The organism is Pantoea folii (assembly GCF_056678875.1).
Map to the genome: position 1 here is coordinate 65780 of NZ_JBWXON010000005.1, position 26225 is coordinate 92004.

26 protein-coding genes are annotated in these 26225 nt (G+C 54.6%); 22 read left to right on the plus strand and 4 right to left on the minus strand.

The window, feature by feature from the left end; genetic code table 11:
* The gene (locus AC1MDE_RS08095) at positions 1–582 is read right to left on the minus strand and encodes a Maf family protein (RefSeq protein ID WP_167347095.1); all 582 of its coding nucleotides are present in this window, start codon (positions 580–582) and stop codon (positions 1–3) included.
* Positions 583–725: 143 nt separating this feature from the next.
* Here AC1MDE_RS08095 and yceD point away from each other — a divergent pair, with 143 nt between their 5' ends.
* From yceD to ptsG, 14 genes are all read left to right on the plus strand, one after another.
* The gene (gene yceD, locus AC1MDE_RS08100) at positions 726–1247 is read left to right on the plus strand and encodes a 23S rRNA accumulation protein YceD (protein WP_034830691.1); all 522 of its coding nucleotides are present in this window, start codon (positions 726–728) and stop codon (positions 1245–1247) included.
* A 14-nt stretch (positions 1248–1261) separates the two neighbouring features.
* Positions 1262–1432, plus strand: a complete 171-nt coding sequence (gene rpmF / locus AC1MDE_RS08105; RefSeq protein ID WP_007885783.1) for a 50S ribosomal protein L32 — start codon at positions 1262–1264, stop codon at positions 1430–1432.
* A 27-nt stretch (positions 1433–1459) separates the two neighbouring features.
* Positions 1460–2500, plus strand: coding sequence for a phosphate acyltransferase PlsX (gene plsX / locus AC1MDE_RS08110; protein ID WP_034830692.1), 1041 nt, complete (start codon positions 1460–1462; stop codon positions 2498–2500).
* A complete protein-coding gene (locus AC1MDE_RS08115; protein ID WP_034830694.1) occupies positions 2501–3454 on the plus strand; it encodes a beta-ketoacyl-ACP synthase III in 954 nt (317 codons plus the stop codon).
* Between the two features lie 16 nt (positions 3455–3470).
* Positions 3471–4403 (plus strand): ACP S-malonyltransferase, encoded by a 933-nt coding sequence (gene fabD / locus AC1MDE_RS08120; protein ID WP_058959584.1) that lies wholly within the window; start codon positions 3471–3473, stop codon positions 4401–4403.
* Between the two features lie 10 nt (positions 4404–4413).
* On the plus strand, positions 4414–5148 hold the full coding sequence (gene fabG, locus AC1MDE_RS08125) for a 3-oxoacyl-ACP reductase FabG (protein WP_034830697.1): 735 nt from the start codon (positions 4414–4416) through the stop codon (positions 5146–5148).
* Between the two features lie 153 nt (positions 5149–5301).
* Positions 5302–5538, plus strand: a complete 237-nt coding sequence (acpP, locus tag AC1MDE_RS08130; RefSeq protein ID WP_007885774.1) for an acyl carrier protein — start codon at positions 5302–5304, stop codon at positions 5536–5538.
* A gap of 86 nt (positions 5539–5624) precedes the next feature.
* Positions 5625–6866: a beta-ketoacyl-ACP synthase II gene (gene fabF / locus AC1MDE_RS08135; protein WP_058959583.1), complete on the plus strand. Its 1242-nt coding sequence runs from the start codon at positions 5625–5627 to the stop codon at positions 6864–6866.
* Between the two features lie 122 nt (positions 6867–6988).
* On the plus strand, positions 6989–7801 hold the full coding sequence (gene pabC / locus AC1MDE_RS08140) for an aminodeoxychorismate lyase (RefSeq protein WP_058959582.1): 813 nt from the start codon (positions 6989–6991) through the stop codon (positions 7799–7801).
* On the plus strand, positions 7798–8817 hold the full coding sequence (mltG, locus tag AC1MDE_RS08145) for an endolytic transglycosylase MltG (RefSeq protein ID WP_058959581.1): 1020 nt from the start codon (positions 7798–7800) through the stop codon (positions 8815–8817). Before pabC ends, mltG begins: the two co-directional genes overlap by 4 nt.
* Entirely contained in the window at positions 8807–9442 is a 636-nt protein-coding gene (tmk, locus tag AC1MDE_RS08150) for a dTMP kinase (protein ID WP_058959580.1), read from the plus strand. The genes mltG and tmk overlap by 11 nt, the downstream gene beginning before the upstream one ends.
* Positions 9439–10428 carry a DNA polymerase III subunit delta' gene (holB, locus tag AC1MDE_RS08155; protein WP_058959579.1) on the plus strand — a complete coding sequence of 330 codons (990 nt, stop codon included), beginning with the start codon at positions 9439–9441 and terminating at the stop codon, positions 10426–10428. The genes tmk and holB overlap by 4 nt, the downstream gene beginning before the upstream one ends.
* Before the next feature lie 17 nt (positions 10429–10445).
* The gene (locus AC1MDE_RS08160; RefSeq protein ID WP_034830707.1) at positions 10446–11237 is read left to right on the plus strand and encodes a metal-dependent hydrolase; all 792 of its coding nucleotides are present in this window, start codon (positions 10446–10448) and stop codon (positions 11235–11237) included.
* A gap of 283 nt (positions 11238–11520) precedes the next feature.
* Complete coding sequence (ptsG, locus tag AC1MDE_RS08165; RefSeq protein WP_058959578.1) at positions 11521–12954, plus strand: PTS glucose transporter subunit IIBC; 1434 nt, start codon at positions 11521–11523, stop codon at positions 12952–12954.
* 385 nt (positions 12955–13339) lie between these two features.
* On the opposite strand, the gene bglB is transcribed toward ptsG, so the two are convergent.
* Positions 13340–14479 carry a beta-galactosidase BglB gene (gene bglB, locus AC1MDE_RS08170; RefSeq protein ID WP_058959577.1) on the minus strand — a complete coding sequence of 380 codons (1140 nt, stop codon included), beginning with the start codon at positions 14477–14479 and terminating at the stop codon, positions 13340–13342.
* A complete protein-coding gene (locus AC1MDE_RS08175; protein ID WP_058959576.1) occupies positions 14476–16080 on the minus strand; it encodes an MFS transporter in 1605 nt (534 codons plus the stop codon). Before AC1MDE_RS08175 ends, bglB begins: the two co-directional genes overlap by 4 nt.
* A 358-nt stretch (positions 16081–16438) precedes the next feature.
* On the opposite strand from AC1MDE_RS08175, the gene hinT reads away from it, so the two are divergent.
* From hinT to AC1MDE_RS08215, 8 genes are all read left to right on the plus strand, one after another.
* Positions 16439–16789, plus strand: coding sequence for a purine nucleoside phosphoramidase (gene hinT / locus AC1MDE_RS08180; RefSeq protein ID WP_058959575.1), 351 nt, complete (start codon positions 16439–16441; stop codon positions 16787–16789).
* 18 nt (positions 16790–16807) lie between these two features.
* Positions 16808–17173: a YcfL family putative periplasmic lipoprotein gene (locus AC1MDE_RS08185; protein WP_166931791.1), complete on the plus strand. Its 366-nt coding sequence runs from the start codon at positions 16808–16810 to the stop codon at positions 17171–17173.
* Between the two features lie 10 nt (positions 17174–17183).
* On the plus strand, positions 17184–17780 hold the full coding sequence (lpoB, locus tag AC1MDE_RS08190; protein WP_034822075.1) for a penicillin-binding protein activator LpoB: 597 nt from the start codon (positions 17184–17186) through the stop codon (positions 17778–17780).
* On the plus strand, positions 17740–18582 hold the full coding sequence (gene thiK / locus AC1MDE_RS08195) for a thiamine kinase (protein ID WP_374754035.1): 843 nt from the start codon (positions 17740–17742) through the stop codon (positions 18580–18582). The genes lpoB and thiK overlap by 41 nt, the downstream gene beginning before the upstream one ends.
* Positions 18583–18597: 15 nt before the next feature.
* Entirely contained in the window at positions 18598–19641 is a 1044-nt protein-coding gene (gene nagZ, locus AC1MDE_RS08200; protein WP_058959572.1) for a beta-N-acetylhexosaminidase, read from the plus strand.
* Between the two features lie 39 nt (positions 19642–19680).
* Positions 19681–20223 (plus strand): alpha/beta hydrolase YcfP, encoded by a 543-nt coding sequence (ycfP, locus tag AC1MDE_RS08205; RefSeq protein ID WP_479398295.1) that lies wholly within the window; start codon positions 19681–19683, stop codon positions 20221–20223.
* 212 nt (positions 20224–20435) lie between these two features.
* Positions 20436–21740, plus strand: coding sequence for an NAD(P)/FAD-dependent oxidoreductase (locus AC1MDE_RS08210; protein WP_479398297.1), 1305 nt, complete (start codon positions 20436–20438; stop codon positions 21738–21740).
* 295 nt (positions 21741–22035) lie between these two features.
* On the plus strand, positions 22036–22578 hold the full coding sequence (locus tag AC1MDE_RS08215) for a glycine zipper 2TM domain-containing protein (RefSeq protein ID WP_034822117.1): 543 nt from the start codon (positions 22036–22038) through the stop codon (positions 22576–22578).
* 165 nt (positions 22579–22743) lie between these two features.
* On the opposite strand, the gene mfd is transcribed toward AC1MDE_RS08215, so the two are convergent.
* Positions 22744–26187 (minus strand): transcription-repair coupling factor, encoded by a 3444-nt coding sequence (gene mfd, locus AC1MDE_RS08220; RefSeq protein WP_058962428.1) that lies wholly within the window; start codon positions 26185–26187, stop codon positions 22744–22746.
* Positions 26188–26225 lie beyond the last annotated feature (38 nt).

Genomic DNA, 26225 nt, shown 5'->3' on the forward strand with positions numbered 1-26225 from the left:
TCAACCCAGCGCGTTGATGCCCACTTTGATCAGCATCTTATTTAACGCTATCAGCGGTAATCCAATCAGCGTATTGGGATCGCGCCCCTCCAGCCGCTCAAACAAGCAAATCCCCATACCTTCGCTTTTAAAGCTGCCCGCACAATTCAACGGCTGCTCTTTTTCCACATAGTGACGAATTTCTGCCTGACTTAAATGACGGAAATGTACGTTGAACGGTTCACAAACCACCTGCTGTTGTGCCGTTTGTGGCTGAATCAAGGCGAGCCCGGTATAAAACGTAATCACTTTGCCACTGGCCGCAGCCAGTTGCCGGCAGGCATTCTCCACCGTATGCGGTTTTCCGGTTATGTTGCCATCAAGCACGCAGACCTGATCGGAACCAATTATCCAGCTTTGTGGAAACTGAGCGGCTAGCGCCTGGGCTTTTGCCAGTGCTAAGCGTTGCACTAACTGCGGTGCGGTTTCGTTCGGTTGCGGCGTCTCGTCGCAATCGGGCGCAACAGCAATAAAAGGCAGGCCAAGCTTGCTCAGCAAGGCCTGACGGAATGGGGAAGTGGAGGCCAGAATTAACGGTGTCATGATTTTTTTTCAGAATAGATAGCGTAAAGATGATAGGCATTTTAAACTATGCGCCGCACTGGATGCGACTAACGGGTGAAAGATGCTGTAAACCGGCCTTTTTCTTTGACTCTATGACGTTACAAAGTTAATATGCGCGCCCTATGCAAAAGGTAAAATTACCCCTGACGATCGATCTGGCCCGCGCCGCGCAAAAGCGCCTTGATTACCAAGGTGTGTATGCACCTGAATTGGTGGCGCGCCTGGCCGAAACGGTCGTGAGTGTGGACAGTGATGTGGAATGCACCATGTCGTTTGCGATTGACAACCAGCGCTTAGCGGTTCTGCAAGGAACAGCTGATGTGCAGGTGACATTGTCGTGTCAACGCTGCAACCAGTCATTCCCGCATGCTGTCCACGTAAGCTATTGCTTCAGTCCTGTCTCTTCTGATGAGCAGGCCGAGGCACTACCGGAAGCTTACGAGCCAGTTGATATCAATGATTTCGGCGAAATCGACTTGCTGGCAGTTATCGAAGATGAACTCATCCTCGCGCTGCCTGTAGTTCCGGTGCATGATTCTGAACACTGTGAAGTGTCCGACGCGGACATGGTATTTGGCAAGTTGCCTGAAGAGGCAGAAAAACCAAATCCCTTTGCCGTATTAGCCAGTTTAAAGCGTAAGTAATAGGAGTAAGGTCCATGGCCGTACAACAGAATAAACCAACCCGTTCTAAGCGTGGTATGCGTCGTTCGCACGATGCGCTGACCACCGCAGCTCTGTCAGTAGATAAAGTTTCTGGTGAAACTCATCTGCGTCACCATATCACTGCGGATGGTTACTACCGCGGTCGCAAGGTTATCACCAAGTAATTCTTTGCGGTTACGCAAGGCGATACCTTGACACGTTTGACCCTGGCAGTTGATGCCATGGGCGGGGATTTCGGTCCCTGCGTGACAGTGCCTGCATCCTTGCAGGCACTGGCCTCTCATACGAATCTGGTTCTTCTTCTGGTCGGTGATCCCGACATCATCTCGTCATTTCTTGCCAAAGCGGATTCCTCGTTACTGGGGCGTGTGCAGGTGATCCCTGCCGAATCGGTTATTGCAAGTGATGCCAAGCCTTCACAAGCCATTCGAAACAGCCGCGGCAGCTCGATGCGTGTGGCACTCGAGCTGGTGAAAGAGGGTAACGCGCAAGCCTGCATCAGTGCAGGCAATACCGGCGCGTTAATGGGGCTGGCAAAAATGTTATTGAAGCCGCTGGATGGCATTGAGCGTCCGGCGCTGATGACCGTTCTGCCGCATCAGCAGCAGGGTAAAACGGTGGTGCTGGATCTCGGCGCAAATGTGGAATCGGATAGCGATATGTTGGTGCAGTTTGCCATCATGGGCGCTGTCATGGCCGAGGAAGTGCTGGAAATCGACAGACCGCGTGTCGCGCTGCTCAACATTGGGCAGGAAGAGACCAAGGGGCTGGAAACGATTCGCACAGCATCTGCGGTTCTGCGGGATACGCCGCAAATCAACTATATTGGTTATCTTGAGGGGAATGATCTCCTCACCGGCAAGACGGATGTGCTGGTCTGTGATGGCTTCGTGGGAAACGTCACGCTTAAAACCATGGAAGGCGTGGTAAGAATGTTTCTTTCTCTGCTCAAGTCGTCAGAGGATGGGAAAAAACGGGCGTGGTGGTTGAAATGGGTAGGGCGCTGGCTGCAAAAGCGTCTGGCTAAACGTTTCGGCCATCTCAACCCCGACCAGTACAATGGCGCTTGTCTGTTAGGATTGCGCGGAACAGTGATCAAAAGCCACGGTGCGGCGAATCAACGTGCGTTTGCCGTGGCGATAGAGCAGGCAGAGCAGGCGGTGCGCAGGCAAGTCCCAGAGAGGATTGCGGCGCGCCTTGACGCTGTATTAGCCAGGAGTGACAAAGCGTAGATGTTTACCAAAATTATCGGTACGGGCAGCTATTTGCCTGAGCAGGTTCGCTCCAATGCGGATCTGGAAAAAATGGTGGAGACTTCGGACGAGTGGATTGTCACGCGTACCGGTATCCGTGAGCGCCGTATTGCCGCGCCAGATGAAACGGTTGCCACTATGGGCTTTGCGGCTGCACAGCGCGCACTGGAAATGGCAGGCGTTGCGGCCAGCGATGTTGGTCTGATTATTGTGGCAACCACCTCTTCCAGCCATGCCTTCCCAAGTTCAGCGTGCATGATCCAGCAGATGCTGGAGATCAATGACTGCGCTTCTTTCGATCTGGCCGCTGCATGTGCAGGTTTCACCTATGCACTTAGCGTTGCCGATCAGTACATCAAAAACGGTGTGGTCAAACACGCGCTGGTGATCGGTGCGGACGTCTTAGCCCGCACTCTCGATCCTAACGATCGTGGCACTATCATCCTGTTTGGTGACGGCGCTGGCGCTGTGGTGCTGGGGCAAAGTGAAGAGCCCGGTATCCTGTCAACGCATCTGCATGCTGACGGTCGTTATGGCAAGCTGTTGACGCTGCCGTATCAGGATCGTGAACATCAGGATGAGCCAGCCTATCTCACGATGGCCGGTAATGAAGTCTTTAAAGTCGCTGTGACCGAGCTTGCCCATATCGTGGACGAGACGCTGCAAGCCAACAACCTTGATCGCGAAATGCTCGACTGGCTGGTGCCACATCAGGCCAACCTGCGCATTATCAGCGCAACGGCCAGAAAGCTCGGCATGGGCATGGAAAAAGTGGTGGTGACGCTGGATCGCCATGGCAACACTTCAGCGGCTTCGGTGCCAAGTGCACTGGATGAAGCGGTGCGAGATGGCCGTATCAAGCCTGGCCAACTGATTTTGCTGGAAGCCTTTGGTGGCGGTTTCACCTGGGGTTCTGCGCTGGTTCGCTTTTGATTGACAGGAACGACAGATGACACAATTTGCTTTTGTTTTCCCAGGACAGGGCTCACAGACCGTCGGCATGCTGGCCGATCTGGCTGTGGAAAACCCGCAGGTTGAAGCCACTTTCCGTGAAGCTTCTGACGCACTGGGATATGACTTATGGCAGTTGGTACAACAAGGTCCAGCTGAAGAACTGAATAAGACCTGGCAGACGCAACCTGCGTTGCTGGCGGCCTCCGTCGCGATTTATCGCGTCTGGCAGAGCAAAAATGGCCCGCAGCCTACGCTGATGGCCGGCCATAGCCTGGGTGAATACTCTGCGCTGGTATGTGCTGGCGTACTGAACTTTGCGGACGCAATCAAGTTAGTCGAATTACGCGGCAAACTGATGCAGGAAGCGGTTCCTGAAGGGACCGGTGCCATGCAGGCAATCATCGGGCTTGATGATGAGTCTATCCGTAAAGCGTGCGAAGAAAGCGCGCAAGGTCAGGTGGTTTCGCCGGTGAACTTCAATTCGCCAGGCCAGGTGGTTATCGCGGGTAACAAAGAAGCGGTTGAGCGTGCAGGTGCTGCCTGTAAAGCGGCCGGTGCCAAGCGTGCGTTGCCATTACCTGTGAGCGTTCCTTCGCATTGCGCGTTGATGAAGCCCGCAGCAGATAAACTGGCTGTGGCACTGGAAGATATTACTTTCAATGCACCTGGTGTGCCTGTCGTCAATAACGTAGACGTCAAGTGTGAAACCGATGCCGCTGCGATTCGCAGTGCACTGGTTCGCCAGTTGTATAGCCCGGTGCGCTGGACCGAAGCCGTTGAGTTTATTGCCACCCAAGGCGTTGGCCAGTTGTTGGAGATCGGTCCAGGTAAAGTCCTGACCGGTCTGACCAAACGTATTGTGGATAGCCTGACCGCTGCAGCCGTGAACGATTCTGCGTCACTCTCTGCTGCGCTTACACAGGAATAAGAGGAAAAACATGAGCTTTGAAGGTAAAGTAGCGCTGGTGACTGGCGCAAGCCGCGGCATTGGCCGTGCAATCGCGGAAACGCTGGTTGCGCGTGGTGCGAAAGTGGTGGGAACCGCCACCAGCGAAAGCGGTGCGGAAGCAATCAGTGCTTACCTCGGCGATAACGGCAAAGGTCTGCTGTTGAACGTGACCGATGCGGCCTCTATTGAGAGCGTGCTCGAGAAAGTTCGCGCTGAATTTGGCGAAGTGGACATTTTAGTCAATAATGCAGGCATTACGCGTGATAATCTGTTGATGCGCATGAAGGACGATGAGTGGGCGGATATCCTCGATACCAACCTGACATCAGTCTTCCGTCTTTCTAAGGCGGTTATGCGTGCCATGATGAAAAAACGCGTGGGCCGTATCATTACCATCGGTTCTGTAGTTGGAACCATGGGTAACGCGGGTCAAACAAACTATGCGGCAGCAAAAGCAGGTTTGATTGGCTTTAGCAAATCACTGGCGCGAGAAGTCGCGTCACGTGGCATTACCGTAAACGTCGTGGCTCCGGGCTTTATTGAGACGGACATGACGCGTGCACTGAACGAAGATCAGCGCTCGGGCATTTTGGCAGAAGTGCCGGCAGGTCGTTTAGGCGACCCGCAGGAGATTGCCAATGCTGTTGCATTCTTAGCCTCTGACGAAGCCTCTTACATCACGGGTGAGACGCTCCACGTCAATGGCGGCATGTACATGGTCTGATAATCACGAAAACATTTGCATTATCTGCGGTAAACACCGCAGAATAGCGCAAAATCGTGGTTCGACCAGCCGGGATTTTGTTGCATCTTTTTCAACATTTTATACACTACGAAAACCATCGCGAAAGCGAGTTTTGATAGGAAATTAAATAGTATGAGCGATATCGAACAACGCGTTAAGAAAATCGTAGCTGAGCAGCTGGGTGTTAAAGAAGACGAAGTGATTAACACTGCTTCTTTCGTTGAAGACCTGGGTGCAGATTCTCTTGACACCGTTGAGCTGGTAATGGCTCTGGAAGAAGAGTTTGATACTGAAATTCCAGACGAAGAAGCTGAGAAAATCACTACCGTTCAGGCAGCGATCGATTACATCAATAGCCACCAAGGCTAATGAATATCTTCAGGCGGTCACCTCGACCGCCTGAGTTTTATGTTTGCCCCACATAGCGTTATTTTTTCCCTCCCTGGAGGACGTACGTGTCTAAGCGTCGTGTAGTTGTGACTGGTCTTGGCATGTTGTCTCCTGTCGGCAATACCGTAGAGTCTACCTGGAGTGCTCTCCTTGCCGGTCAGAGCGGCATCAGCCTGATCGACCATTTTGATACTAGTGCCTACGCAACACGCTTTGCGGGCTTAGTAAGAGATTTTAATTGCGATGAATTCATCTCGCGCAAAGATCAGCGCAAGATGGATGACTTCATCCAATACGGCATTGTGGCTGGTATTCAGGCTATGGCGGACTCCGGTCTGGTCGTGACTGATGAGAATGCCGGTCGCATCGGCGCAGCTATCGGTTCCGGCATCGGTGGACTGGGTTTAATTGAAGACAACCACAGTTCACTGGTTAACGGCGGTCCGCGCAAAATCAGCCCGTTCTTTGTTCCTTCTACCATTGTTAACATGGTGGCAGGTCACCTGACCATCATGTACGGTCTGAAAGGTCCAAGCATTTCTATTGCAACCGCTTGTACTTCAGGCGTGCACAACATTGGTCATGCTGCGCGTATCATTGCGTACAACGACGCCGATGTCATGCTGGCCGGTGGTGCTGAAAAAGCCAGTACCCCGCTAGGTGTGGGTGGCTTTGGTGCTGCACGTGCGCTCTCAACCAATAACGATAATCCGCAGGCGGCAAGCCGTCCGTGGGATAAAGACCGTGATGGTTTCGTATTGGGCGATGGTGCAGGCATTGTGGTGCTGGAAGAGTACGAGCATGCGAAAAAGCGCGGTGCGAAAATTTATGCTGAAATCATCGGTTTCGGCATGAGCAGCGATGCTTACCACATGACGTCTCCACCGGAGGACGGTTCAGGTGCTGCAGCAGCGATGGTGAATGCATTGCGTGACGCGCAGCTGAATGCTGAACAGATTGGCTACGTCAACGCGCATGGCACCTCAACGCCAGCGGGTGACAAAGCTGAAGCTCAGGCGGTCAAGTCTGTATTTGGTGCAGCGGCTCACAGCGTGATGGTGAGTTCTACCAAATCCATGACTGGGCACCTGCTGGGTGCAGCAGGCGCGGTAGAAGCGATTTATTCGATTCTGGCGCTGCGCGACCAGGCGGTTCCGCCAACCATCAACCTGGATAACCCAGATGAAGGTTGTGACCTCGACTTCGTGCCGCATACAGCACGTCAGGTGAGCGGACTGGATTACACGCTGTGTAACTCCTTTGGATTTGGCGGCACCAACGGCTCGCTGATCTTCCGCAAGGTCTAAGTTTTACCCAGCCAAACAGAGGCCCGCAATGCGGGCCTTTTTTATATTTTGTCACGCAGTGGCGTGGATTCTTACCGCTGTCAGTGATATTCAGACTGGCAGGGTAGCCAAAGGTGAGCGGTATGTGGATAAACGGCGTAGAGCAGTTCGAACTTTCTGCGCGCGATCGCGCGGTGCAGTTTGGTGATGGCTGTTTTACCACTGCTGCGGTAGTGGCAGGCAAGATACAACTGCTGAACGCCCATTTGCAGCGATTGCAGGAAGGCTGTGAGCGTTTATTCATTCCCTTACCGGATATGGCGCAGCTGGCCGAGGAGATGCAGCATGCCGCCAATGGTCAAACCCAGTCCGTTTTAAAAGTGATTCTGACGCCAGGCGTCGGTGGACGGGGATATAGCCGAACCGGTTGCACAACCCCGACGCGCATCCTCTCCCTTTCTCCGTGGCCGCAACACTACACCACTTTGCAGCAGCAGGGTGCAGCGCTCATAACCAGCCCAGTGAGACTGGCGCGCAATCCACTGCTCGCCGGCCTCAAACATCTTAACCGACTGGAACAGGTGCTGATCCGTCAGCAGCTTGACCACACCGATGCTGATGAGGCGCTGGTGCTTGACACTGCAGGGACGGTGGTGGAATGCTGTGCGGCCAATTTATTCTGGCGCAAAGGTGATCAGGTTTTCACGCCGCGTCTTGAGCAAGCGGGTGTCGATGGCATTATGCGCCGTTATCTGATGGCGCAGATAGCGTCGGAAGGCCAGGCTTGTCAGTTGATTGAAGGAAGCAGGGAGGATGTGCTGAACGCCGATGAAGTGGTGATTTGCAATGCCCTGATGCCGGTTTTACCTGTGCGGAAAATTGACGATGTTTCGTTCACCGCACGCACGCTGTACCAGCAGCTGTATAACAGTTGCCAGAAGATGGAAGCATCATGACCCGAATGAAAAAAATACTCGCCAGCGCTGTGGCGATTGCCGGCCTCGCGGCGGCATTGAGTTATTGGCAGATTGAACGTTTTGCCGATACCCCTTTAACCATTAATCAGGAAACGATCTACACATTGCCCGCGGGTAGTGGTCGGGTCGTGCTGGAAGCGCAACTGGAAAGCCAGCACATCATTCCGGAAAGTATCTGGTTTGGGCCGCTTTTGAAACTTGAGCCTGAACTCGCGAAGTTCAAAGCCGGCACCTACCGACTGGAAAGCAATATGACGGTAAGACAGCTGTTGCAGTTACTGGCCAGCGGTAAAGAAGCGCAATTTCCGGTACGGTTTGTCGAGGGCTCACGCCTGAAGGAGTGGTTGGCCGAACTGCGTCAAGCGCCCTATATCAAACATACGCTAACTGACGATCAGTTTGCGACTGTCGCCGCTGCGCTGAGAATGGATGCAAATCAGCTTGAGGGCGCTTTCTATCCCGACACCTATTTGTATACGGCTAACACCAGTGATATATCGCTGCTGGAGCGGGCACACACGCGCATGAATAAACTGGTGGATGAGATCTGGCAGGGGCGGATGGACAATCTGCCCTATAAAAATGAGCAAGATCTGGTCACCATGGCCTCGATTATTGAAAAAGAGACCGGCGTGACGGAAGAGCGCGCGCGCGTTGCCTCGGTATTTATTAATCGCTTGCGCACCGGCATGAAGCTGCAAACCGACCCTACCGTTATTTACGGTATGGGGGATAACTACACCGGTACCATTACGCGTAAAGACCTCGAAACGCCGACCGATTACAATACCTACACGATTAGCGGATTGCCGCCAGGTCCTATCGCGATGCCAGGCCGAGCCTCGCTGGAAGCGGCGGCGCATCCAGAAAAAACCAACTATCTCTATTTTGTCGCGGATGGCAAAGGCGGACATACCTTTACCACCAATCTCGCCAGCCATAATAAAGCGGTGCAGGTCTATCGGCTGGCTATGAAGGAAAAAAATGAAAAGTAAGTTTATCGTCATTGAAGGCCTTGAAGGTGCGGGCAAAACCACTGCGCGTGATGCCATTGTGGCGGTGCTGCATGAGCAGGGTATCGACGATGTAGTGTTCACCCGTGAGCCCGGCGGCACGCCGCTGGCAGAACAATTACGCGTGCTGGTGAAGCAGGGAATTGATGGCGAACAGGTGACAGACAAAGCCGAACTGCTGATGCTGTATGCCGCCCGTGTTCAATTAGTCGAGAACGTGATTAAGCCTGCGTTAGCGCGTGGCGCGTGGGTGGTTGGTGATCGTCACGACCTCTCATCCCAGGCTTACCAGGGCGGTGGCCGTGGCCTGGATACGCAGTTGATGACCACCCTGCGCGATGCGGTATTGGGCGACTTCCGTCCGGACTTGACCCTCTACCTGGATGTGACACCGGAAATTGGCCTGCAACGCGCGCGTGCTCGCGGGGAACTCGATCGTATTGAGCAAGAATCACTGCGTTTCTTTGAACGCACACGTGACCGTTATCTGGCGTTGGCTGCCAGCGATGACACCATTTTAACCATTGATGCCACACAAAATATTGCAGAAGTGACATCGTCACTTAAATCAGCGCTACAAAAATGGCTGGCAGGTCAGGCGGCATGAACTGGTATCCGTGGCTGAATCAGCCCTATCGGCAGATTATCAGCCGTCATCAAAGCGGTCAGGCACACCATGCCTTGCTGATACAGGCCATTAATGGCATGGGTGACGATGCGTTAGTGTGGGGTGTTAGCCGCTGGTTAATGTGCCAACATCCGGAAGGCTTGAAGAGCTGCGGCCATTGCCACGGCTGCCAGCTGATGCAGGCGCAGACGCATCCTGACTGGTATCGTCTGGAAGCAGAAAAAGGCAAATCTTCACTGGGTATTGATGCGGTACGTGACGTCACCGAGAAGCTCTACCATTTTGCTCAGCAGGGCGGAGCAAAGATTGTCTGGTTGCCGGATGCAGCGCAGCTCACTGAAGCCGCCGCCAATGCGTTGTTGAAAACGCTGGAAGAGCCTCCTGCCAACTGCTGGTTTTTCCTCAGCGTCCGTGAGCCATCACGTTTGCTGGCAACATTGCGCAGCCGCTGCATGACATGGCATCTTTCCCCACCAGAAGAGCTGCCCAGTTTGCAATGGCTGCAGAAACAGCTGCCGCAATCCGAGCCAGTACTGCGAGCCGCTCTGCGCTTGAGCAATGGCGCACCTGCTGCGGCGTTGACCCTGCTGCAGCCTGAGCGTTGGCAGGCACGTGAGAAGCTGTGTGAAACCTTGCTCAACGCGTTGAACAGCGATGTACTGCAGCTGCTGCCCGCGCTGAACAGCGACGATGTGGCAGAGCGCCTCAGCTGGCTGATTTCATTACTGGTGGATGCAATGAAAGTGCAGCAGGGTGCCAGCAACTGGTTAAGCAACGGCGACCATCCTGAGGTCGTATCGCAACTGGCTCAGCAGCTTAACAGCAGTGCGCTCAACGCCAGCGCCCAGCAGTGGATGCAATGTCGTGAGCAACTGTTGCATGTCGCCGCCCTGAACCGTGAACTGATTTTGACCGATCGCCTGTTAGCCTGGGGACGCTTAATGTCGCCCACGGCGGTCGGCTAAGCGTAAAAGAGAGAAGTATGTTTATTGTTGATTCGCACTGCCACCTTGATGGCCTGGATTATGAGAAGCAGCACCGCGATCTGGACGATGTGATCGCCAAAGCCGCCGCGCGTGACGTGAAGTTTATGCTGGCGATTGCCACCACGCTGCCGGATTACTACAAGATCAAGCAACTGGTCGGCGACAGGGAAAACATCGCCCTGGCGTGCGGCGTGCATCCGTTAAATCAGGAAGCACCGTACGATGTCGAAGAGTTTCGTCGACTGGCAGCTGAAGAGCAGGTGATTGCACTGGGCGAAACCGGGCTGGATTACTTCTATCAGCAGGAGACCAAAGCGCAGCAGCAAGCCTCATTCCGTGAACACATCCGTACCGGCATCGCGCTGAATAAGCCGATCATCGTACATACCCGTGATGCACGTGAAGACACGCTGGCAATCCTGCGTGAAGAGCAGGTGGAAAAGTGTGGTGGCGTTCTGCACTGCTTTACTGAAGATAAAGAGACTGCGGCGCAGTTGCTGGATATGGGTTTTTATATCTCCTTCTCCGGCATTTTGACCTTCCGCAATGCTGAACAGATTCGTGATGCCGCGCGCTACGTGCCGCTGGATCGCATGCTGGTAGAGACCGACTCGCCGTATCTGGCGCCGGTTCCGCATCGTGGCAAAGAAAACCAGCCTGCCTTTACGCGCGATGTCGCGGATTATATGGCTGTGCTGAAAGGTGTTGATATCGAAACCCTGGCTGCAGCGACCACAGAAAACTTCTCGCGTCTGTTCCATGTCCCAATGAGCCGACTCGGCGGCTAAGCCGCTTTATTTTAAACTCTGTAATAATTCTATAATCACTGACCTGTGCGGCATATAACGCGGCACGGGCAGTGATTTATTGCTGTTTCTCCAGGCAATTCAGTCAAAAACAACAGAAAGCAAGCGTTCGTCTTGAGCGAAACGTGATAGCCGTCAAAGTAACAAATATCGATTTATTTTACCCTTCGTAATAAATCAAAAGACGCTCAGCGTCACCCCGGTGAAGGATCCTCCCCCTTTGCCAGCGCACTGCGCAAATATGCACTCATACTCAGGAGCTTTTATGTTCAAGAACGCATTTGCGAACCTGCAAAAAGTAGGTAAATCGCTAATGTTGCCGGTATCGGTTTTGCCGATTGCCGGTATTTTATTAGGTGTTGGTTCGGCTAACTTCAGCTGGTTGCCTGCTGTCGTTTCACATGTCATGGCGGAGGCGGGCGGTTCCGTGTTCGCCAACATGCCGCTGATCTTTGCGATTGGCGTGGCGCTCGGTTTTACCAATAACGATGGCGTATCGGCGCTGGCTTCCGTGGTGGCTTACGGCATCATGGTGAAAACCATGGCGGTGGTTGCACCACTGGTGTTGCACTTACCGCCAGCGGAAATTGAGGCCAAACACCTTGCCGATACCGGGGTGCTGGGCGGGATCATTGCCGGTTCAATCGCCGCGTATATGTTCAACCGTTTCTACCGTATCAAGCTGCCTGAATATCTTGGCTTCTTTGCGGGTAAACGTTTTGTGCCGATCATTTCCGGTCTGACCGCGATTTTCACTGGCATCGTGTTGTCCTTTATCTGGCCACCGATTGGTACCGCGATTCAGGATTTCTCCCAGTGGGCAGCCTATCAGAACCCGGTGGTGGCGTTCGGCATTTACGGTGTCGTTGAGCGTTCGCTGGTGCCGTTTGGTCTGCACCATATCTGGAACGTGCCTTTCCAGATGCAGATTGGTGAGTTCACCAACGCCGCAGGTCAGGTGTTCCACGGTGATATCCCACGCTATATGGCGGGCGATCCAACCGCAGGTAAACTCTCTGGCGGCTTCCTGTTCAAAATGTACGGTCTGCCTGCGGCTGCGATTGCTATCTGGCACTCGGCTAAGCCGGAAAACCGCGCCAAAGTGGGCGGCATTATGATCTCCGCCGCGCTGACCTCGTTCCTGACCGGTATCACCGAACCGATTGAATTTTCGTTTATGTTCGTGGCGCCGATTCTGTATGTCATCCATGCGATTCTGGCGGGTCTGGCGTTCCCAATCTGTATTCTGCTGGGCATGCGTGATGGCACCAGCTTCTCACACGGTCTGATTGACTTTGTGGTGCTGAGCGGTAACAGCAGCAAGATCTGGTTGTTCCCGATTGTTGGTATCATTTACGGCCTGATTTATTACACCGTTTTCCGTGTGCTGATTGTGAAATTGAATCTGAAAACACCTGGACGTGAGGACACTGCAATGGAGCAGAGCAGCGCTACCGGTAGCGAGATGGCAGGCAAACTGGTGACTGCATTTGGTGGTAAAGAGAACATTACCAATCTAGATGCCTGTATCACGCGTCTGCGTGTGAGTGTCGCGGATGTGGCAAAAGTGAATCAAACTGAACTGAAAAACCTCGGCGCGCGTGGCGTGGTGGTGGCCGGTTCCGGTGTTCAGGCGATTTTCGGGACCAAGTCCGATAACCTGAAAACTGAGATGGATGATTATATTCGTAATATGTAAAGGATTGGGCTTGGGGTTGGGCTCGGTCTGAGGCTGAGGCTGAGGTCAAGGTCAAGGCCTAGGTCAAGGCAGAGGCCGAGCCTGTGCGATGAAGCGGCGGCAGATCGTAAAGACGCCATAAACCATCCCTGGGGCTCGGCCCGCGACATCCCTGTCGCGGGACGCTTTACTCCTCTGCCGCCGCTCCCTCGCACCTCACCTTAGGTGCGGTATTGGATAAAACCCTCGTCCTTCACTGGACCTAACAGACTCATCGTCAGAAATTAGGGTTTCGGTGTTAGCGAGCGGTATGGGATGTCCATGCTAAATTCCACTGCCTGGAGTTCCTGACTCGGAAAGCTTTAAACGTCTGCTACCGCTATCTTCCACTTCAGCGTAAATGCGACTACAAATAAACCCGCAGATACTCCGTCAGACACAGAAGCGCCATCGCCTGACCATAGGGCATCGACGTCAGCGGTACCTGGCGGTAATACTCCAAATCGCTGCCCATTGCGGTGCCAAACGACACCTGTTTTAACTCCCCGTCTTGATCAATATTGGCGATCACGCCACGCAAGGCTTTTTCCGCCATCGGGCGATACTCGTCAGACAAATACCGTTTACGCACCGCTTTGAGAATTCCATAAGCGAATCCCGCCGTGGCAGACGCTTCCGGATAGCTTTGTGGATCGTCGAGTAGGGTATGCCAGAGACCGCTGCTGTGCTGACAAGCGGCTAATGCCTTGACCTGGCTAGCCAATACCTGCTGCAGGAAACGGCGTGTGGCGTGTTGTTCCGGCCAGTTCATCATTTCGAGGAAATCCGGGATCACGATGGTCAGCCAACTGTTGCCGCGTGCCCAGCGGGCATTAGCAAAATTGTGTCGGCCATCAAAGGTCCAGCCGTGGAACCACAAACCGGTTTGACGATCCATCAGGTATTGAGTGTGGATCAGGAACTGATAACTGGCTTCTTCGACAAACTCGGGGCGATCCAGTAACTGGCCGATCTTCGCCAGCGCCATCACGCTCATCATTAAGGTGTCGTCCCACAGCTGCTGGGTATTTTCGTTGTTGTAAACGATGTGCTGTAGACCGCCTTGCTCAGTGCGCGGCATTTCATACATCACCCACTCAGCCCAGCGTTCCAGCACCGGCCGCCATGCTGCATGACCGGTCTCTTCATAACGATAAGCCAGCGTCAGGAACGGGCATACCGTGTTCACGTTCTTTGTCGGTGTGCCTTCTGCTAAGCGCGCGGTAAACCAGTCATCGATAATCTTGAGTGTCGCTTGATCGCCGGTTTGCTGGGTGTAATGCAGCATGCCGTACAACCCGATACCATGCGTCCATTCCCAGCCTGCCCAGCCTTTGGTATCAATGACGCGGCCATCGTCCAGCCGCAGCAAAAACTCGCCGCTGTGATCGGTGATGTTGACCAGATTGTCAGTGAGTTTGTGGATCAGCTGCACTAACTCACTGCGCGGCAACAGGTATTCAGGCTGGCGCAACAAGGCGCTGTGTTTTACAGGAAATACAGTCATGGTTCATTCCTATCGTTAATCAGGGTAGGGAGAGAGTGAAGCGTGCCGCGATGCGTGGATAGCGCGGGCGCTGCGGGCTTGTTACGGTTGAGGTAACCGACGTTGTTGTTGCCCCATAAGTTTTCATACGGCATACCCGCCAGGGTTTCGACGATGGTGCGCGCCTGCGGTGTAATACGTTCCGGAACCACACGGCCCGCTTCACGCATCTTCAGCGTCTCTTCGCGCAGAACAGTGTGGGTATGCAGATTAAGTTTGAAGCGCAGCGACACAATAAATCCGCAGATCAGCACGCCGACGGTGCCGACGCTGAGGATCAGCAGAATGGTATGGCCCACCGCAGGAATCTGTTCAGTTTTACCGGAGGTAAAACCGGCCAGCTGCAGCAGGATGCCAACGATCATCACGGCACCGGCCTGCGAGGCTTTACGCGTCAATGTCATGATCCCGGCAAATATGCCTTCACGTCGCTGTCCGGTGATCACTTCATCGACATCGGCGATATAGGTGTAGGTATTCCATGGCACATAGTTGATGCCGCCACGTCCTAAACCGGCGAAGGCAGAGATCAGCACCAACAGCGTGAAGTTATCGTTCATCCCGCTGTACCACAGTCCAGCGTAGGAGAGGGCGCTGAGGCCAAACAGCATCACCACCATACGATAGGCCGGAGCGGGTCCGATGCGAATGCACAGCGGGATCATCGCCATTACCGCAATAAATTGCAGCACCGCCATCGTGCCCATCAGATTGGAAGCGATTTGCGCGCTCTGCATCAGTACAAACACCACATACCAGGTAAACACCGCATTAAACACGTCCTGAGCGATGTAACCGCCCAGATACATGCCGAGGTGTTGACGGAAGATACGAATGCGCAACGTGGAGGCGAGTTCGATATACAGTCGTTTCAGGCTTTGGAACAGCGAGAGTTGCGCTTTTTCTTCTTCAGCTCGACGTGACTCAGCGGAAAAATCTTCCGGCGCGCGTTCCCAGGTGAAGCGCCACACCAGGAATAGCACCAGCGCACAGATGACCGAGAACACCAGGCTGGCATAAAGGAAGGAGATGGGATTCTCTTTGCCAAACCAGCCAATCAGGATGCCTGGCAGGAAGGCGGCCAGAATCGATGACAGTTGTGCCAGCGCGATACGCGCGCCGGAGAAGCGGGTCTTTTGTTTAAAGTCGTCGGTCATCTCCGGCACCAGCGTTTCGTACGGCACCAGAATCATGGTGTAGACCATATCGAACAACAGATAGGTCAGCAGATACCACCAGAAACTCATATCGCCGATCCACATCAGGCTATAACTGAACACGCACGGGATACCGAGCAGGATAAAGAACTTACGACGGCCGAAGCGTCTGCCAAGCCAGGTGGATCCGAAGTTATCGGTGAGAAAGCCCATTAACGGGCTGACGACCGCATCCAGCACGCGGGCAGCAGCAAAAATAAAGGTGGCTTCAATCGGCGAAAGCCCACAGAAGGTAGTGTAGAAATAGAGCAACCAGGCGGCGGTAAGCGCCGTGGTGCCGGCGCCGAGGAAATCCCCGGAACCGTAAGCCAGATAATGGCCCAGACCAATCTTACGAGACTGCATGGCAGCTTCTCCTTGAAATCGACGGATGACACATCCCTCATTGCTCCGTACTGCTTGCCCGGATTGGATAGAAAGTAGAGCGCCGCGCAACGGCAAACCTTCGTGATTTGGCAAGGGTTGTCGGTTGAGTGGCAAAAACACAAAGAAACTGGCGTGATATCTCTAATTTATAAAACACCGTTTCATTTTGGTGATCTGCGATGGCGTAAATTTGAGAGGGAGAGCACAGCAATGCTGTCTGGGAGATGAAATGGCGTAAAGGCAGCCATTTAACAGAAGAAAAGTGGTACTGAGGTTGAAAGCAAACGAATTCCTCGCGCATACTGCCTGACTGAACTCAGGCTTAAGGAAATGCACCATGGCTGAAGAAACCATTTTCAGTAAGATCATTCGTCGCGAAATCCCCGCCGACGTGGTTTATCAGGACGAACTGGTCACCGCCTTCCGCGACATCGCGCCTAAAGCGCCAACGCACATTCTGATTATCCCTAATGTATTGATTCCCACCGCCAATGACGTGCAGGAAGCACACGAGCATGCGTTGGGCCGTATGATTACCGTGGCGGCGAAAATCGCGAAACAGGAAGGGATTGCCGAGGATGGCTATCGTCTGATCATGAACTGTAATCAGCATGGTGGTCAGGAGGTTTATCATATTCATATGCACCTGGTCGGCGGTCAGCCGCTGGGTCCGATGCTGTCTATCTAACCTCAGGCGGACCTTGTGATGCGTCAATGGCTGAGTGGCCTGCTGTTGCTGACCCTTGTCGGGTGCAGCAGTGACAAACCGATGATCAACACCTCGCAATCGCTGGTAATGGAATCTTCCGTGCTTTCTGCGGGCATCATTACCGACGAACCTGCGCTGGCCAGCCGTGATGGGCAGATGCGTGCCTCAAGTGTGCTCTATAATCAGCGGGAAACGCCGGTGACCGTTCACTATCGTTTTTATTGGTACGACGAGAAGGGGCTGGAGATAACACCGGAAGAGCCGGCTCAAACTCAAATCGTCCCGGCGCATGGCAGCACAGAAGTTGTCTCGCAAATCGGTAACCTGACCGCCAGTAAGGTGCGTCTCTATCTTTATCTCTGAGGAGTAACCTGTGATTCGCAGTGTAAAACGTTCCAGCGCGCTGTTATTTGCGTTGATGCTCACCGGTTGTGTGGTGAAACAGCAAACCCCAGCGCCGGTTGAACCGACCCAGCCGACGACGCCAACTCAACCGGAGCAGCCTCCTGTGCAGCCGGTACCGCCGCCGGAAACGGTGCCGCAGCCGCCAAAACTCAAAACCATTAACTGGAATGCCAGCGTGCAGCCGTTAGTGGGGAACATGGTGCAGTCTGCCGGTGTGAATCCAGGCAGCGTGCTGCTGGTGGATCGCATCAAGAACAGCACCAACGGTTCGTTGCAGAGTGATAAAGCCACCGATGCGATTCAGAATGCGCTGGCGAACAACGGCAAATTCACTTTGGTAACGCCAGAACAGCTGGCACAGGCAAAACAGACGCTGGGCTTATCCGCCGATGACAGCCTCAATTCGCGCAGCAAAGCCATTGGCCTGGCACGTAATGTCAACGCGCAGTATGTGCTTTACAGCAGTGCTCAGGGCGATGTGAAAGCGCCAACGCTGCAGATGCAGCTGATGCTGGTGCAGACCGGTGAAATTATCTGGTCAGGCAATGGTATTGCTCAACCCTGATCCCATACTGCAACAACGGATTCAGCAACAATGGCCGACGGCGCAAGCTGCCGGTCATTTTTTCGCGCTGCCGGGATTGAGTGGCAACAGTGTGCGGGTGAAAACCGAGCAGGGTGAGCTGCTGGCGCGTCGTGCGCCGCAGCAACCGCTCCCGTTTGTTGATCGCCAACGCGAATATCGCATCTTGCGTCGAATGCGTGCTGCGCAACTCGGGCCGACACCGCTGGATTGGTACCATCCCTGGCTTTTACAGAGCTGGCTGCCTGGTGATGTGTTGACGCCCGCGCAGTTCAATCAACAGCGCGACGCGGTGCTCACCTTGCTGCATCGCCTGCATCAGCAGCCGCTGACAGGCTATCGCTTGCGACTGACACCGCTGTTGCAACACTACTGGCAGCTGTGCCAGCAACGCCACTGGCGCTGGCAACATCAACTGCAGCGCCTGATCAGGCAGGGTGAACCCCGGCCGTTACGCCTCGTGCCGATTCATATGGATGTTCACGCGGGCAATGTGATAGCCACGTCAGACGGCTTACGTCTCATCGATTGGGAATATGCTGCCGATGGCGATGTGGCATTGGAACTCGCGGCGCTCTGCGCGGTCGATGGTGAACACCCAATCGACTGGATTGCGGGTTACGCGCAACGCAGCCAGCTTAACGAAGCGCGACTTAAGCGACATATGCGGCGCTGGCAGCCGTGGCTGCATCTGCTGATGGCGAGCTGGTATCAGCTGCGTGCTGAGCAGAGCGGTGACCCTCATTTACAACAGCTGGCGCAGGCCAGCTGGCAGGATCTTTAACTCAGGATTGTAACCATGACCATGCATACTCCCGGCCCGCTGATGCTGGATGTTGAAAGCTACGAACTCGACGCCGAAGAGCGCGAGATTCTGAAGCATCCGCTGGTGGGCGGACTGATTCTGTTTGCCCGCAACTTCCACGATGTGGATCAGCTGGCGGAACTGGTACGACAGATTCGCGCTGCTTCGCGCAATCGCTTAGTGGTCGCGGTGGATCAGGAAGGCGGACGGGTGCAGCGCTTCCGTGAAGGCTTTACCAAACTCCCCGCGATGCAATCTTTTGCCGCCCTGCATGATATCGCCACGGCGGGTGAAGTCGCCCAGCAGGCGGGCTGGCAGATGGCAGCGGAAATGATCGCGATGGATATCGACATCAGCTTTGCGCCAGTGCTGGATATTGGCCACATCAGCGCGGCGATTGGCGACCGTTCCTTCCATGAAGATCCCGCGATTGCATTGCAAATTGCTCGCCGTTTTATCAACGGCATGCACGAAGCCGGCATGAAAACCACTGGCAAGCATTTCCCCGGTCACGGTGCGGTGAGTGCTGATTCCCACAAAGAGACCCCGCGCGATCCGCGCGATGCCGCCACGCTGCGCCAGCATGATATGGCGATCTTTAAGCAGTTGATTGATGAGCAACTGCTGGATGCCGTGATGCCGGCGCACGTTATCTATACTGAGATCGATCCATTACCTGCCAGCGGCTCACCTTACTGGCTGCAAACCGTGTTGCGTAAAGAACTCGGTTTTAACGGGGTGATTTTCTCCGACGATCTGTCGATGGAAGGTGCTGCGGTAATGGGCAGTTATGCTGAGCGCGCGCAGCAGTCGCTCAATGCGGGCTGCGACATGATCCTGGTGTGCAATCAGCGCGCCGGAGCGGTGAGTGTGCTGGATAACTTGACGCCGATCCAGGCGGAACGTGTGACGCAGTTATACCATCAGGGGCGTTATACCCGAGAAGCGCTGCAATCCAGTGAACGCTGGAAGCAGAATCATCATCAGCTGAGCGCATTACAGGAGCGCTGGCTGGAGCATAAAGCGTCGGGCAGATAAGCGTCGCTGCCCGGATTTCATTCCACGCTGAGGATAATCATGATCATCTATCTGCACGGTTTTGATTCCAACAGTCCGGGCAACCACGAAAAAGTGCTGCAACTGCAGTTTATTGACCCGGACGTCAGACTCATCAGTTACAGCACGCAGCACCCCAAACATGACATGCAGTTTCTGCTGAAAGAGTGCGATAAATTGCAGCAGCAGGGCGGTGATGCGTATCCCTTGATTTGCGGGGTGGGGCTGGGTGGTTACTGGGCCGAACGTATCGGTTTTCTCTGCGGTATGCGTCAGGTGATTTTCAATCCCAACCTATTCCCGTATGAGAACATGGAAGGCAAGATTGATCGTCCGGAAGAGTATCTGGATATCGCCACCAAGTGCGTCAGTGATTTTCGTGAAAAGAATCGCGATCGCTGCCTGACCATTTTGTCCCGCCATGACGAGGCGCTGGATAATCAGCGCACGGCCGCACAACTGCATCCTTTCTATGAAATCGTGTGGGACGAACAGGCCAGCCATAAATTCAAGAACATCTCGCTGCATTTACACCGCATTAAGGCCTTTAAATCCCTTGCCTGAGCCTCCGCGCGCCGTGTGATGCGGCGCACAAAACGTTTAACATTCTGATAATGCGCTTGAAAGATTGATGTACATCAATTTTCTTATGATATGTCGTTAGCGCCGTGATATTCTGCCCTCAGCTCGCGATTTAACGTCGCCAACCCTATGTTTATTAAGGTTTTTAGTAACCATTAATTAACTATTGGTTTACAACTTTGAGGGGGTCTTTGTTGACTACATCTATGGAAAAAATCGTCATTATTGGCGGTGGTGCCGGCGGCTTAGAGCTGGCAACGCAGCTCGGTCACAAGCTGGGCAGGAACAAGAAAGCCGAGATTATTCTCGTCGATCGCAACCACAGCCATCTGTGGAAGCCATTGTTGCATGAAGTGGCAACCGGTTCGATGGACGAAGGGATCGATGCCCTGAGCTATCTGGCGCACGCGCGTAATCACGGTTTTCAGTTCCAGCTGGGTTCGCTGACGCAAATCAACCGCGAAAACAAAACCATTGAGCTGGCGGAAATCCGCGATGCTAACGGTGAATTACTGGTACCGCAGCGCGAGATGGCTTATGACCGTCTGGTGATGGCGCTGGGCAGTACTTCCAATGACTTTGGCACTCCGGGTGTGAAAGAACACTGCATCTTCCTCGATAACCCGCATCAGGCTCGTCGTTTCCACAACGAGATGCTTAACCTGTTCCTGCGCTTCTCCGCCAGTGAAGGTAGCCTGGAAAAAGTGAACATTGCGATTGTCGGCGGCGGTGCCACCGGCGTTGAGCTGTCAGCAGAACTCTATAATGCCGTGAAGCAGCTGCACAGCTATGGCTACAAAGGCCTTGATAGCTCTGCACTGAACGTGACGCTGGTGGAAGCCGGTGAGCGTATTCTGCCAGCATTGCCACCTCGCATTTCTGCTGCGGCACACCAGGAATTGACCAAGCTCGGCGTGCGCGTCCTGACGCAAACCATGGTGACCAGCGCAACAGAAGAGGGGCTCAATACCAAAGGCGGCGAATTTATTAATGCTGACTTGATGGTGTGGGCTGCCGGTATTAAAGCGCCGGACTTTATGAAAGAGATTGGCGGGCTGGAAACCAACCGCATCAATCAGTTGGTGGTGAAAGACACGCTGCAAACCACGCTGGATGATGACATCTACGCGATTGGTGACTGCGCCTCCTGCGCACTGCCGGGCGGCGGTTTTGTGCCACCGCGCGCGCAGTCTGCACACCAGATGGCGTCACGCGCGCTGGAAAATATTCTGGCGCAACGCAAAGGCAAACCGCTCAAAGCCTACGTCTATAAAGACCACGGTTCCCTGGTATCACTGTCGCGCTTCACCACCGTGGGTAGTCTGATGGGTAACCTGATGCGCGGCTCGATGATGGTAGAAGGGCGCATTGCGCGTTTCGTCTACATTTCTCTATATCGCATGCACCAGATTGCGCTCCATGGATACTTCAAAACCGGCCTGATGATGCTGGTCGGTAGCCTGAACCGCGTGCTGCGTCCTCGCCTCAAGTTGCACTAATGTTTTCGGGCGGTCCTCTGCCGCCCGATGCCGCTCTGCCTGCCGTAACCCGCTGAAAAACGACAATTCAGTTTAAGGTTACGGCGGTATTTCAGCCTCTCTCAGAACTCTCCGAAAAACTGGCCCTGACGGCTTTCCGCTGCGTTTCCTCCATTAATCTGATGTTGCAATTACGGACCATCTGTAAAACTTATATCCACAAACACGGCGCGGCGCGCACGCCGGTTATGCCTCGGCTACACAGGATTTCGTAGCGGCAGGAATGCGCGGTAACAACATTCAGGAGGACATTCCTGTGAATAAATCAATGTTAGCGGGTATCGGTATCGGCGTGGCAGCAGCGTTAGGGGTTGCCGCAGTCGCCAGCATGGATGTCTTTGATCGCGGCCCGCAGTATGCACAAGTTCTCTCGGCTACGCCGATCAAAGAGAGCATTAAACAACCGCGACAGGAGTGTCGCAACGTGACGTTAACGCATCGTCGTCCGGTACAGGATGAGAACCGCATCGCCGGTTCGGTACTGGGTGCAGTGGCGGGCGGCGTGCTCGGTCACCAGTTTGGTGGCGGTCGTGGGCGCGATGTCGCAACGGTAGCGGGCGCGCTGGCGGGCGGTTACGGTGGTAACCAGGTGCAGGGGGCACTGCAGGATCGTGATACCTACACCACCAACGAGCAGCGTTGCAAAACCGTTTATGACAAACAGGAAAAAATGCTGGGTTATGATGTGACCTATAAAATAGGCGACCAGCAGGGCAAAATCCGCATGGAAAATGACCCTGGCACCCGCATTCCGCTTGACCGTAATGGTCAGCTGATCCTGAATTCGAATCAGGCCTGATTGGGCAAAGACACGTCACAGCAGCAGTAACGAAAAAAGCGCCGTAAGGCGCTTTTTTTATGGTGTAAACCGGCGCGGCGAGATTCATCTCGCGTCCCGATAGCCACCATGTTGCATGCAGAAGCGCAATGTATCGCTTCGCCAGGCGAGATGCGGCTGAGGACGCTAAATCCGATTCTTCGCCAGTTCGGCAATGAAGCTCTGAATCCACTCCATCCGCACTTTGCGCTCTTCCAAATCACGAGTGAATCTCAGACGGGTTGGACCATCCAACTTCCACTGTTTAGGATCTTTTTGCAGCAGGCCAATCAACCAACCGGGATCGACATGATTCTGTGGCGCGAATTCGAAGAATCCGCCTTTTTCACTGGCTTCAATTTTACGCACGCCAAGTTCTCGCGCCACCAGACGTAAAGCCGCCACATCCAGAAGGTTGCGCGCCGCATCCGGCAACTTGCCAAAACGATCGATCATCTCAACCTTCAGCTCAGCCAGTTCCTGCTCGTCACTGGCTGAGGCAACGCGTTTATAGAGTGACAAACGCGTGTTCACGTCCGGGATAAAGTCATCCGGCAGCAGCGCAGGCATGCGCAGTTCGATTTCGGTCTGGTTGCTGGTGAGATCTTCCAGCGACGGCTCGCGCCCGGCCTTCAGGGCATCCACGGCGTTTTCCAGCAGTTCCATATACAGCGTGAAACCGATCGTTTCCATCTGGCCGCTCTGATCTTCGCCCAGTAGCTCGCCGGCACCGCGAATCTCAAGATCATGCGTCGCCAGCGCAAAGCCCGCGCCCAGGTCTTCCAGCGAGGCAATCGCCTCCAGACGCTTCTGCGCATCAGTGGTCATGGCTTTTGGATGCGGCGTTAACAGCCAGGCATAGGCCTGATGGTGTGAGCGCCCGACGCGGCCACGCAGCTGATGCAGCTGCGCCAGGCCAAAGTGGTCAGCACGCTCAATGATGATGGTGTTGGCGCTCGGCACATCAATACCGGTTTCGATGATGGTGGTACACACCAGCACGTTAAAACGCTGGTGGTGGAAATCATTCATCACCCGTTCCAGCTCGCGCTCGCGCATCTGGCCGTGGCCGATGGCGATGCGGGCCTCCGGCACCAGCTCCGCCAGACGCTGTGCGGCTTTTTCGATGTTCTCAACATCGTTGTAGAGATAGTAAACCTGACCGCCGCGTAAAATTTCACGCAGCAGCGCTTCACGCACCACCAGGCTGTCGTACTCGCGCACAAAGGTTTTCACTGCCAGACGGCGGGCTGGCGGTGTTGCAATGATCGACAGATCGCGCATGCCGCTCATCGCCATATTCAGCGTACGTGGGATGGGGGTAGCAGTGAGCGTCAGGATATCAACGTCCGCGCGCATCGCTTTAATACGCTCTTTGTGACGCACGCCAAAGCGGTGCTCTTCATCGACAATCAACAGACCGAGATCGTGCCATTTCAGGTCGTTTGACAGCAACTTATGCGTGCCGATCAGAATATCTACTTTGCCTTCACGTGCCTGTTCCAGCACCTGGCTCTGCTCTTTGGCGCTACGGAAGCGGGACAGCATCTCAATGCGCACTGGCCAGTTGGCGAAACGGTCGCGGAAGTTATCGTAATGCTGCTGCGCCAGCAGGGTGGTGGGCACCAGCACGGCGATTTGTTTGGCATTCTCCACCGCGAGGAAGGCGGCGCGCATCGCCACTTCAGTTTTACCAAAGCCTACGTCACCGCACACCAGACGATCCATTGCCAGCGGCTGGCACATGTCGCTCAGCACCGCATTAATGGCCTGGCCCTGATCCGGCGTAGTCTCAAACGGGAAGCCTTCGCAGAACAGTTGATACTGATCGCGATCGTGCTTAAAGGCGAAGCCGGTTTTGGCCGCGCGTTGGGCGTAGATATCCAGCAGTTCGGCCGCCACATCACGCACTTTCTCCGCCGCTTTCTGGCGTGCGCGTGACCAGGCATCGCTGCCCAGCTTGTGCAGCGGGGCATTCTCATCCGCGCCACCCGCATAACGGCTGATCAGGTGCAGTGATGAAACGGGCACGTACAGCTTGGCGTCGCCCGCATAGGAGAGCATCAGATATTCCGCGACAATGCCGCCGGCTTCCAGTGTAGTCAGGCCAATATAACGGCCCACACCGTGTTCCAGATGCACCACCGGCTGGCCGGGATGTAGCTCGGCGAGATTGCGGATCAACACATCGGGATTGATGGTACGGCGATTATCCTGGCGACGACGGCTGACACGCTCACCCAGCAGGTCGCTTTCACAAATCAACGCGCGATGGCCCGTGCTATCAATAAAGCCGCGTTCGCTGGCACCAATCATTAAACTGTGCGGCTGTTTGGCGGCTTCTTCAAAGCGTTCAATCGGCTGTGGGCGCAGTTTGATGCGCGCCAGCAATTCCTGCAGGCTTTCACGACGGCCTTCACTTTCTACTGAGAAAATGATCTGCCCATCAAACTGCTCCATGAACTGACGCAGCAGATCGAGTGGCGCTTTCGCCTGGGCCTGCACCGTCAGTTCCGGCAGCGGTTGATAGCCGAGATTGGTATTGGCGGCTTTTTCTGGCAGCGTTTCGCTGCTGAGCTGCATGCGTGGCCAGGCTTTCAGTTCGCCGAGCAACGCGTCCGGGCGCAGCCACAACGTTGCAGGCTCCAGCAGCGGGCGCATAGGATCGATGCGGCGATTGTCGAAACGCGCGTTAGCATCCTGCCAGAAGCGATCGGCGCTGCCGTGCAGATCGCCACTGTTGAGTACCAGCGTGTTAGCAGGCAGATAGCTGAACAGGGTGGGCAACTCCTGCTCAAAGAACAGCGGCTGCCAGTATTCGATCCCGGCAGGCAGCGTGCCTTTGCTCACTTGCTGATAGACATGCTCCGGCTCGCGTCGCACATCAAATAGCTCGCGCCAGCGGCTGCGGAACAGCTCAATCGCCGCTTTATCCGTCGGAAATTCATGTGCAGGCAGTAGATTGATAGCCTCAACCGCTTCCAGCGTGCGCTGGCTATCCACATCGAACAGGCGCAGGCTGTCAATTTCGTCATCAAAGAAGTCGATACGATAGGGCTGATCGCTGCCCATCGGGAACAGATCCAGTAGCGCGCCGCGCGTGGCGTACTCGCCGTGCTCCATCACCTGATCGACATGGCGATAGCCAGCCTGCTCCAGCTGATCACGCAGCGCATCGCGTGAGAGTTTTTGCCCCTGCTTCATCACCAGCGCATGGCCATGCAGGAAGCTGTGCGGACAGACGCGCTGCATCAGCGTGTTGACCGGCATAATCAGCATGCCGCGCGTCAGATTGGGCAGTTGATAAAGGGTCGAAAGACGGGCAGAGATAATGTCCTGATGCGGCGAGAAGCTGTCGTAAGGCAGCGTTTCCCAGTCGGCGAGATTGGTGACCGGCAGATCGGTGAACTGGCGAATCTCCTCCTGCAGACGCAGGGCAGATTGCATATCCGGCGTAATCATCAGCACCGGACCCGGGTGGCGTTCGGTGATACTGGCGCACTCAACCGCCTGCGCGGCGCCAATCAGTTCGCCGAGCTGACGATGATCGCCCGCTTTCGCAGGCAGGGTATAACGACTCTGTTCCGACATAAGGACTCGACATTCTCTCCTTGGATTCCAGGGCGTCA

Coding starts and splice junctions, on each gene's coding strand:
- acpP (WP_007885774.1), top strand. CDS start 5,302: ATGAGCGATATCGAACAACGCGTTAAGAAAATCGTAGCTGAGCAGCTG.
- AC1MDE_RS08095 (WP_167347095.1), bottom strand. CDS start 582: ATGACACCGTTAATTCTGGCCTCCACTTCCCCATTCCGTCAGGCCTTG.
- mltG (WP_058959581.1), top strand. CDS start 7,798: ATGACCCGAATGAAAAAAATACTCGCCAGCGCTGTGGCGATTGCCGGC.
- fabG (WP_034830697.1), top strand. CDS start 4,414: ATGAGCTTTGAAGGTAAAGTAGCGCTGGTGACTGGCGCAAGCCGCGGC.
- holB (WP_058959579.1), top strand. CDS start 9,439: ATGAACTGGTATCCGTGGCTGAATCAGCCCTATCGGCAGATTATCAGC.
- AC1MDE_RS08185 (WP_166931791.1), top strand. CDS start 16,808: ATGCGTCAATGGCTGAGTGGCCTGCTGTTGCTGACCCTTGTCGGGTGC.
- tmk (WP_058959580.1), top strand. CDS start 8,807: ATGAAAAGTAAGTTTATCGTCATTGAAGGCCTTGAAGGTGCGGGCAAA.
- bglB (WP_058959577.1), bottom strand. CDS start 14,479: ATGACTGTATTTCCTGTAAAACACAGCGCCTTGTTGCGCCAGCCTGAA.
- AC1MDE_RS08115 (WP_034830694.1), top strand. CDS start 2,501: ATGTTTACCAAAATTATCGGTACGGGCAGCTATTTGCCTGAGCAGGTT.
- hinT (WP_058959575.1), top strand. CDS start 16,439: ATGGCTGAAGAAACCATTTTCAGTAAGATCATTCGTCGCGAAATCCCC.
- AC1MDE_RS08175 (WP_058959576.1), bottom strand. CDS start 16,080: ATGCAGTCTCGTAAGATTGGTCTGGGCCATTATCTGGCTTACGGTTCC.
- nagZ (WP_058959572.1), top strand. CDS start 18,598: ATGACCATGCATACTCCCGGCCCGCTGATGCTGGATGTTGAAAGCTAC.
- mfd (WP_058962428.1), bottom strand. CDS start 26,187: ATGTCGGAACAGAGTCGTTATACCCTGCCTGCGAAAGCGGGCGATCAT.
- ptsG (WP_058959578.1), top strand. CDS start 11,521: ATGTTCAAGAACGCATTTGCGAACCTGCAAAAAGTAGGTAAATCGCTA.
- rpmF (WP_007885783.1), top strand. CDS start 1,262: ATGGCCGTACAACAGAATAAACCAACCCGTTCTAAGCGTGGTATGCGT.
- AC1MDE_RS08160 (WP_034830707.1), top strand. CDS start 10,446: ATGTTTATTGTTGATTCGCACTGCCACCTTGATGGCCTGGATTATGAG.
- pabC (WP_058959582.1), top strand. CDS start 6,989: ATGTGGATAAACGGCGTAGAGCAGTTCGAACTTTCTGCGCGCGATCGC.
- ycfP (WP_479398295.1), top strand. CDS start 19,681: ATGATCATCTATCTGCACGGTTTTGATTCCAACAGTCCGGGCAACCAC.
- fabD (WP_058959584.1), top strand. CDS start 3,471: ATGACACAATTTGCTTTTGTTTTCCCAGGACAGGGCTCACAGACCGTC.
- yceD (WP_034830691.1), top strand. CDS start 726: ATGCAAAAGGTAAAATTACCCCTGACGATCGATCTGGCCCGCGCCGCG.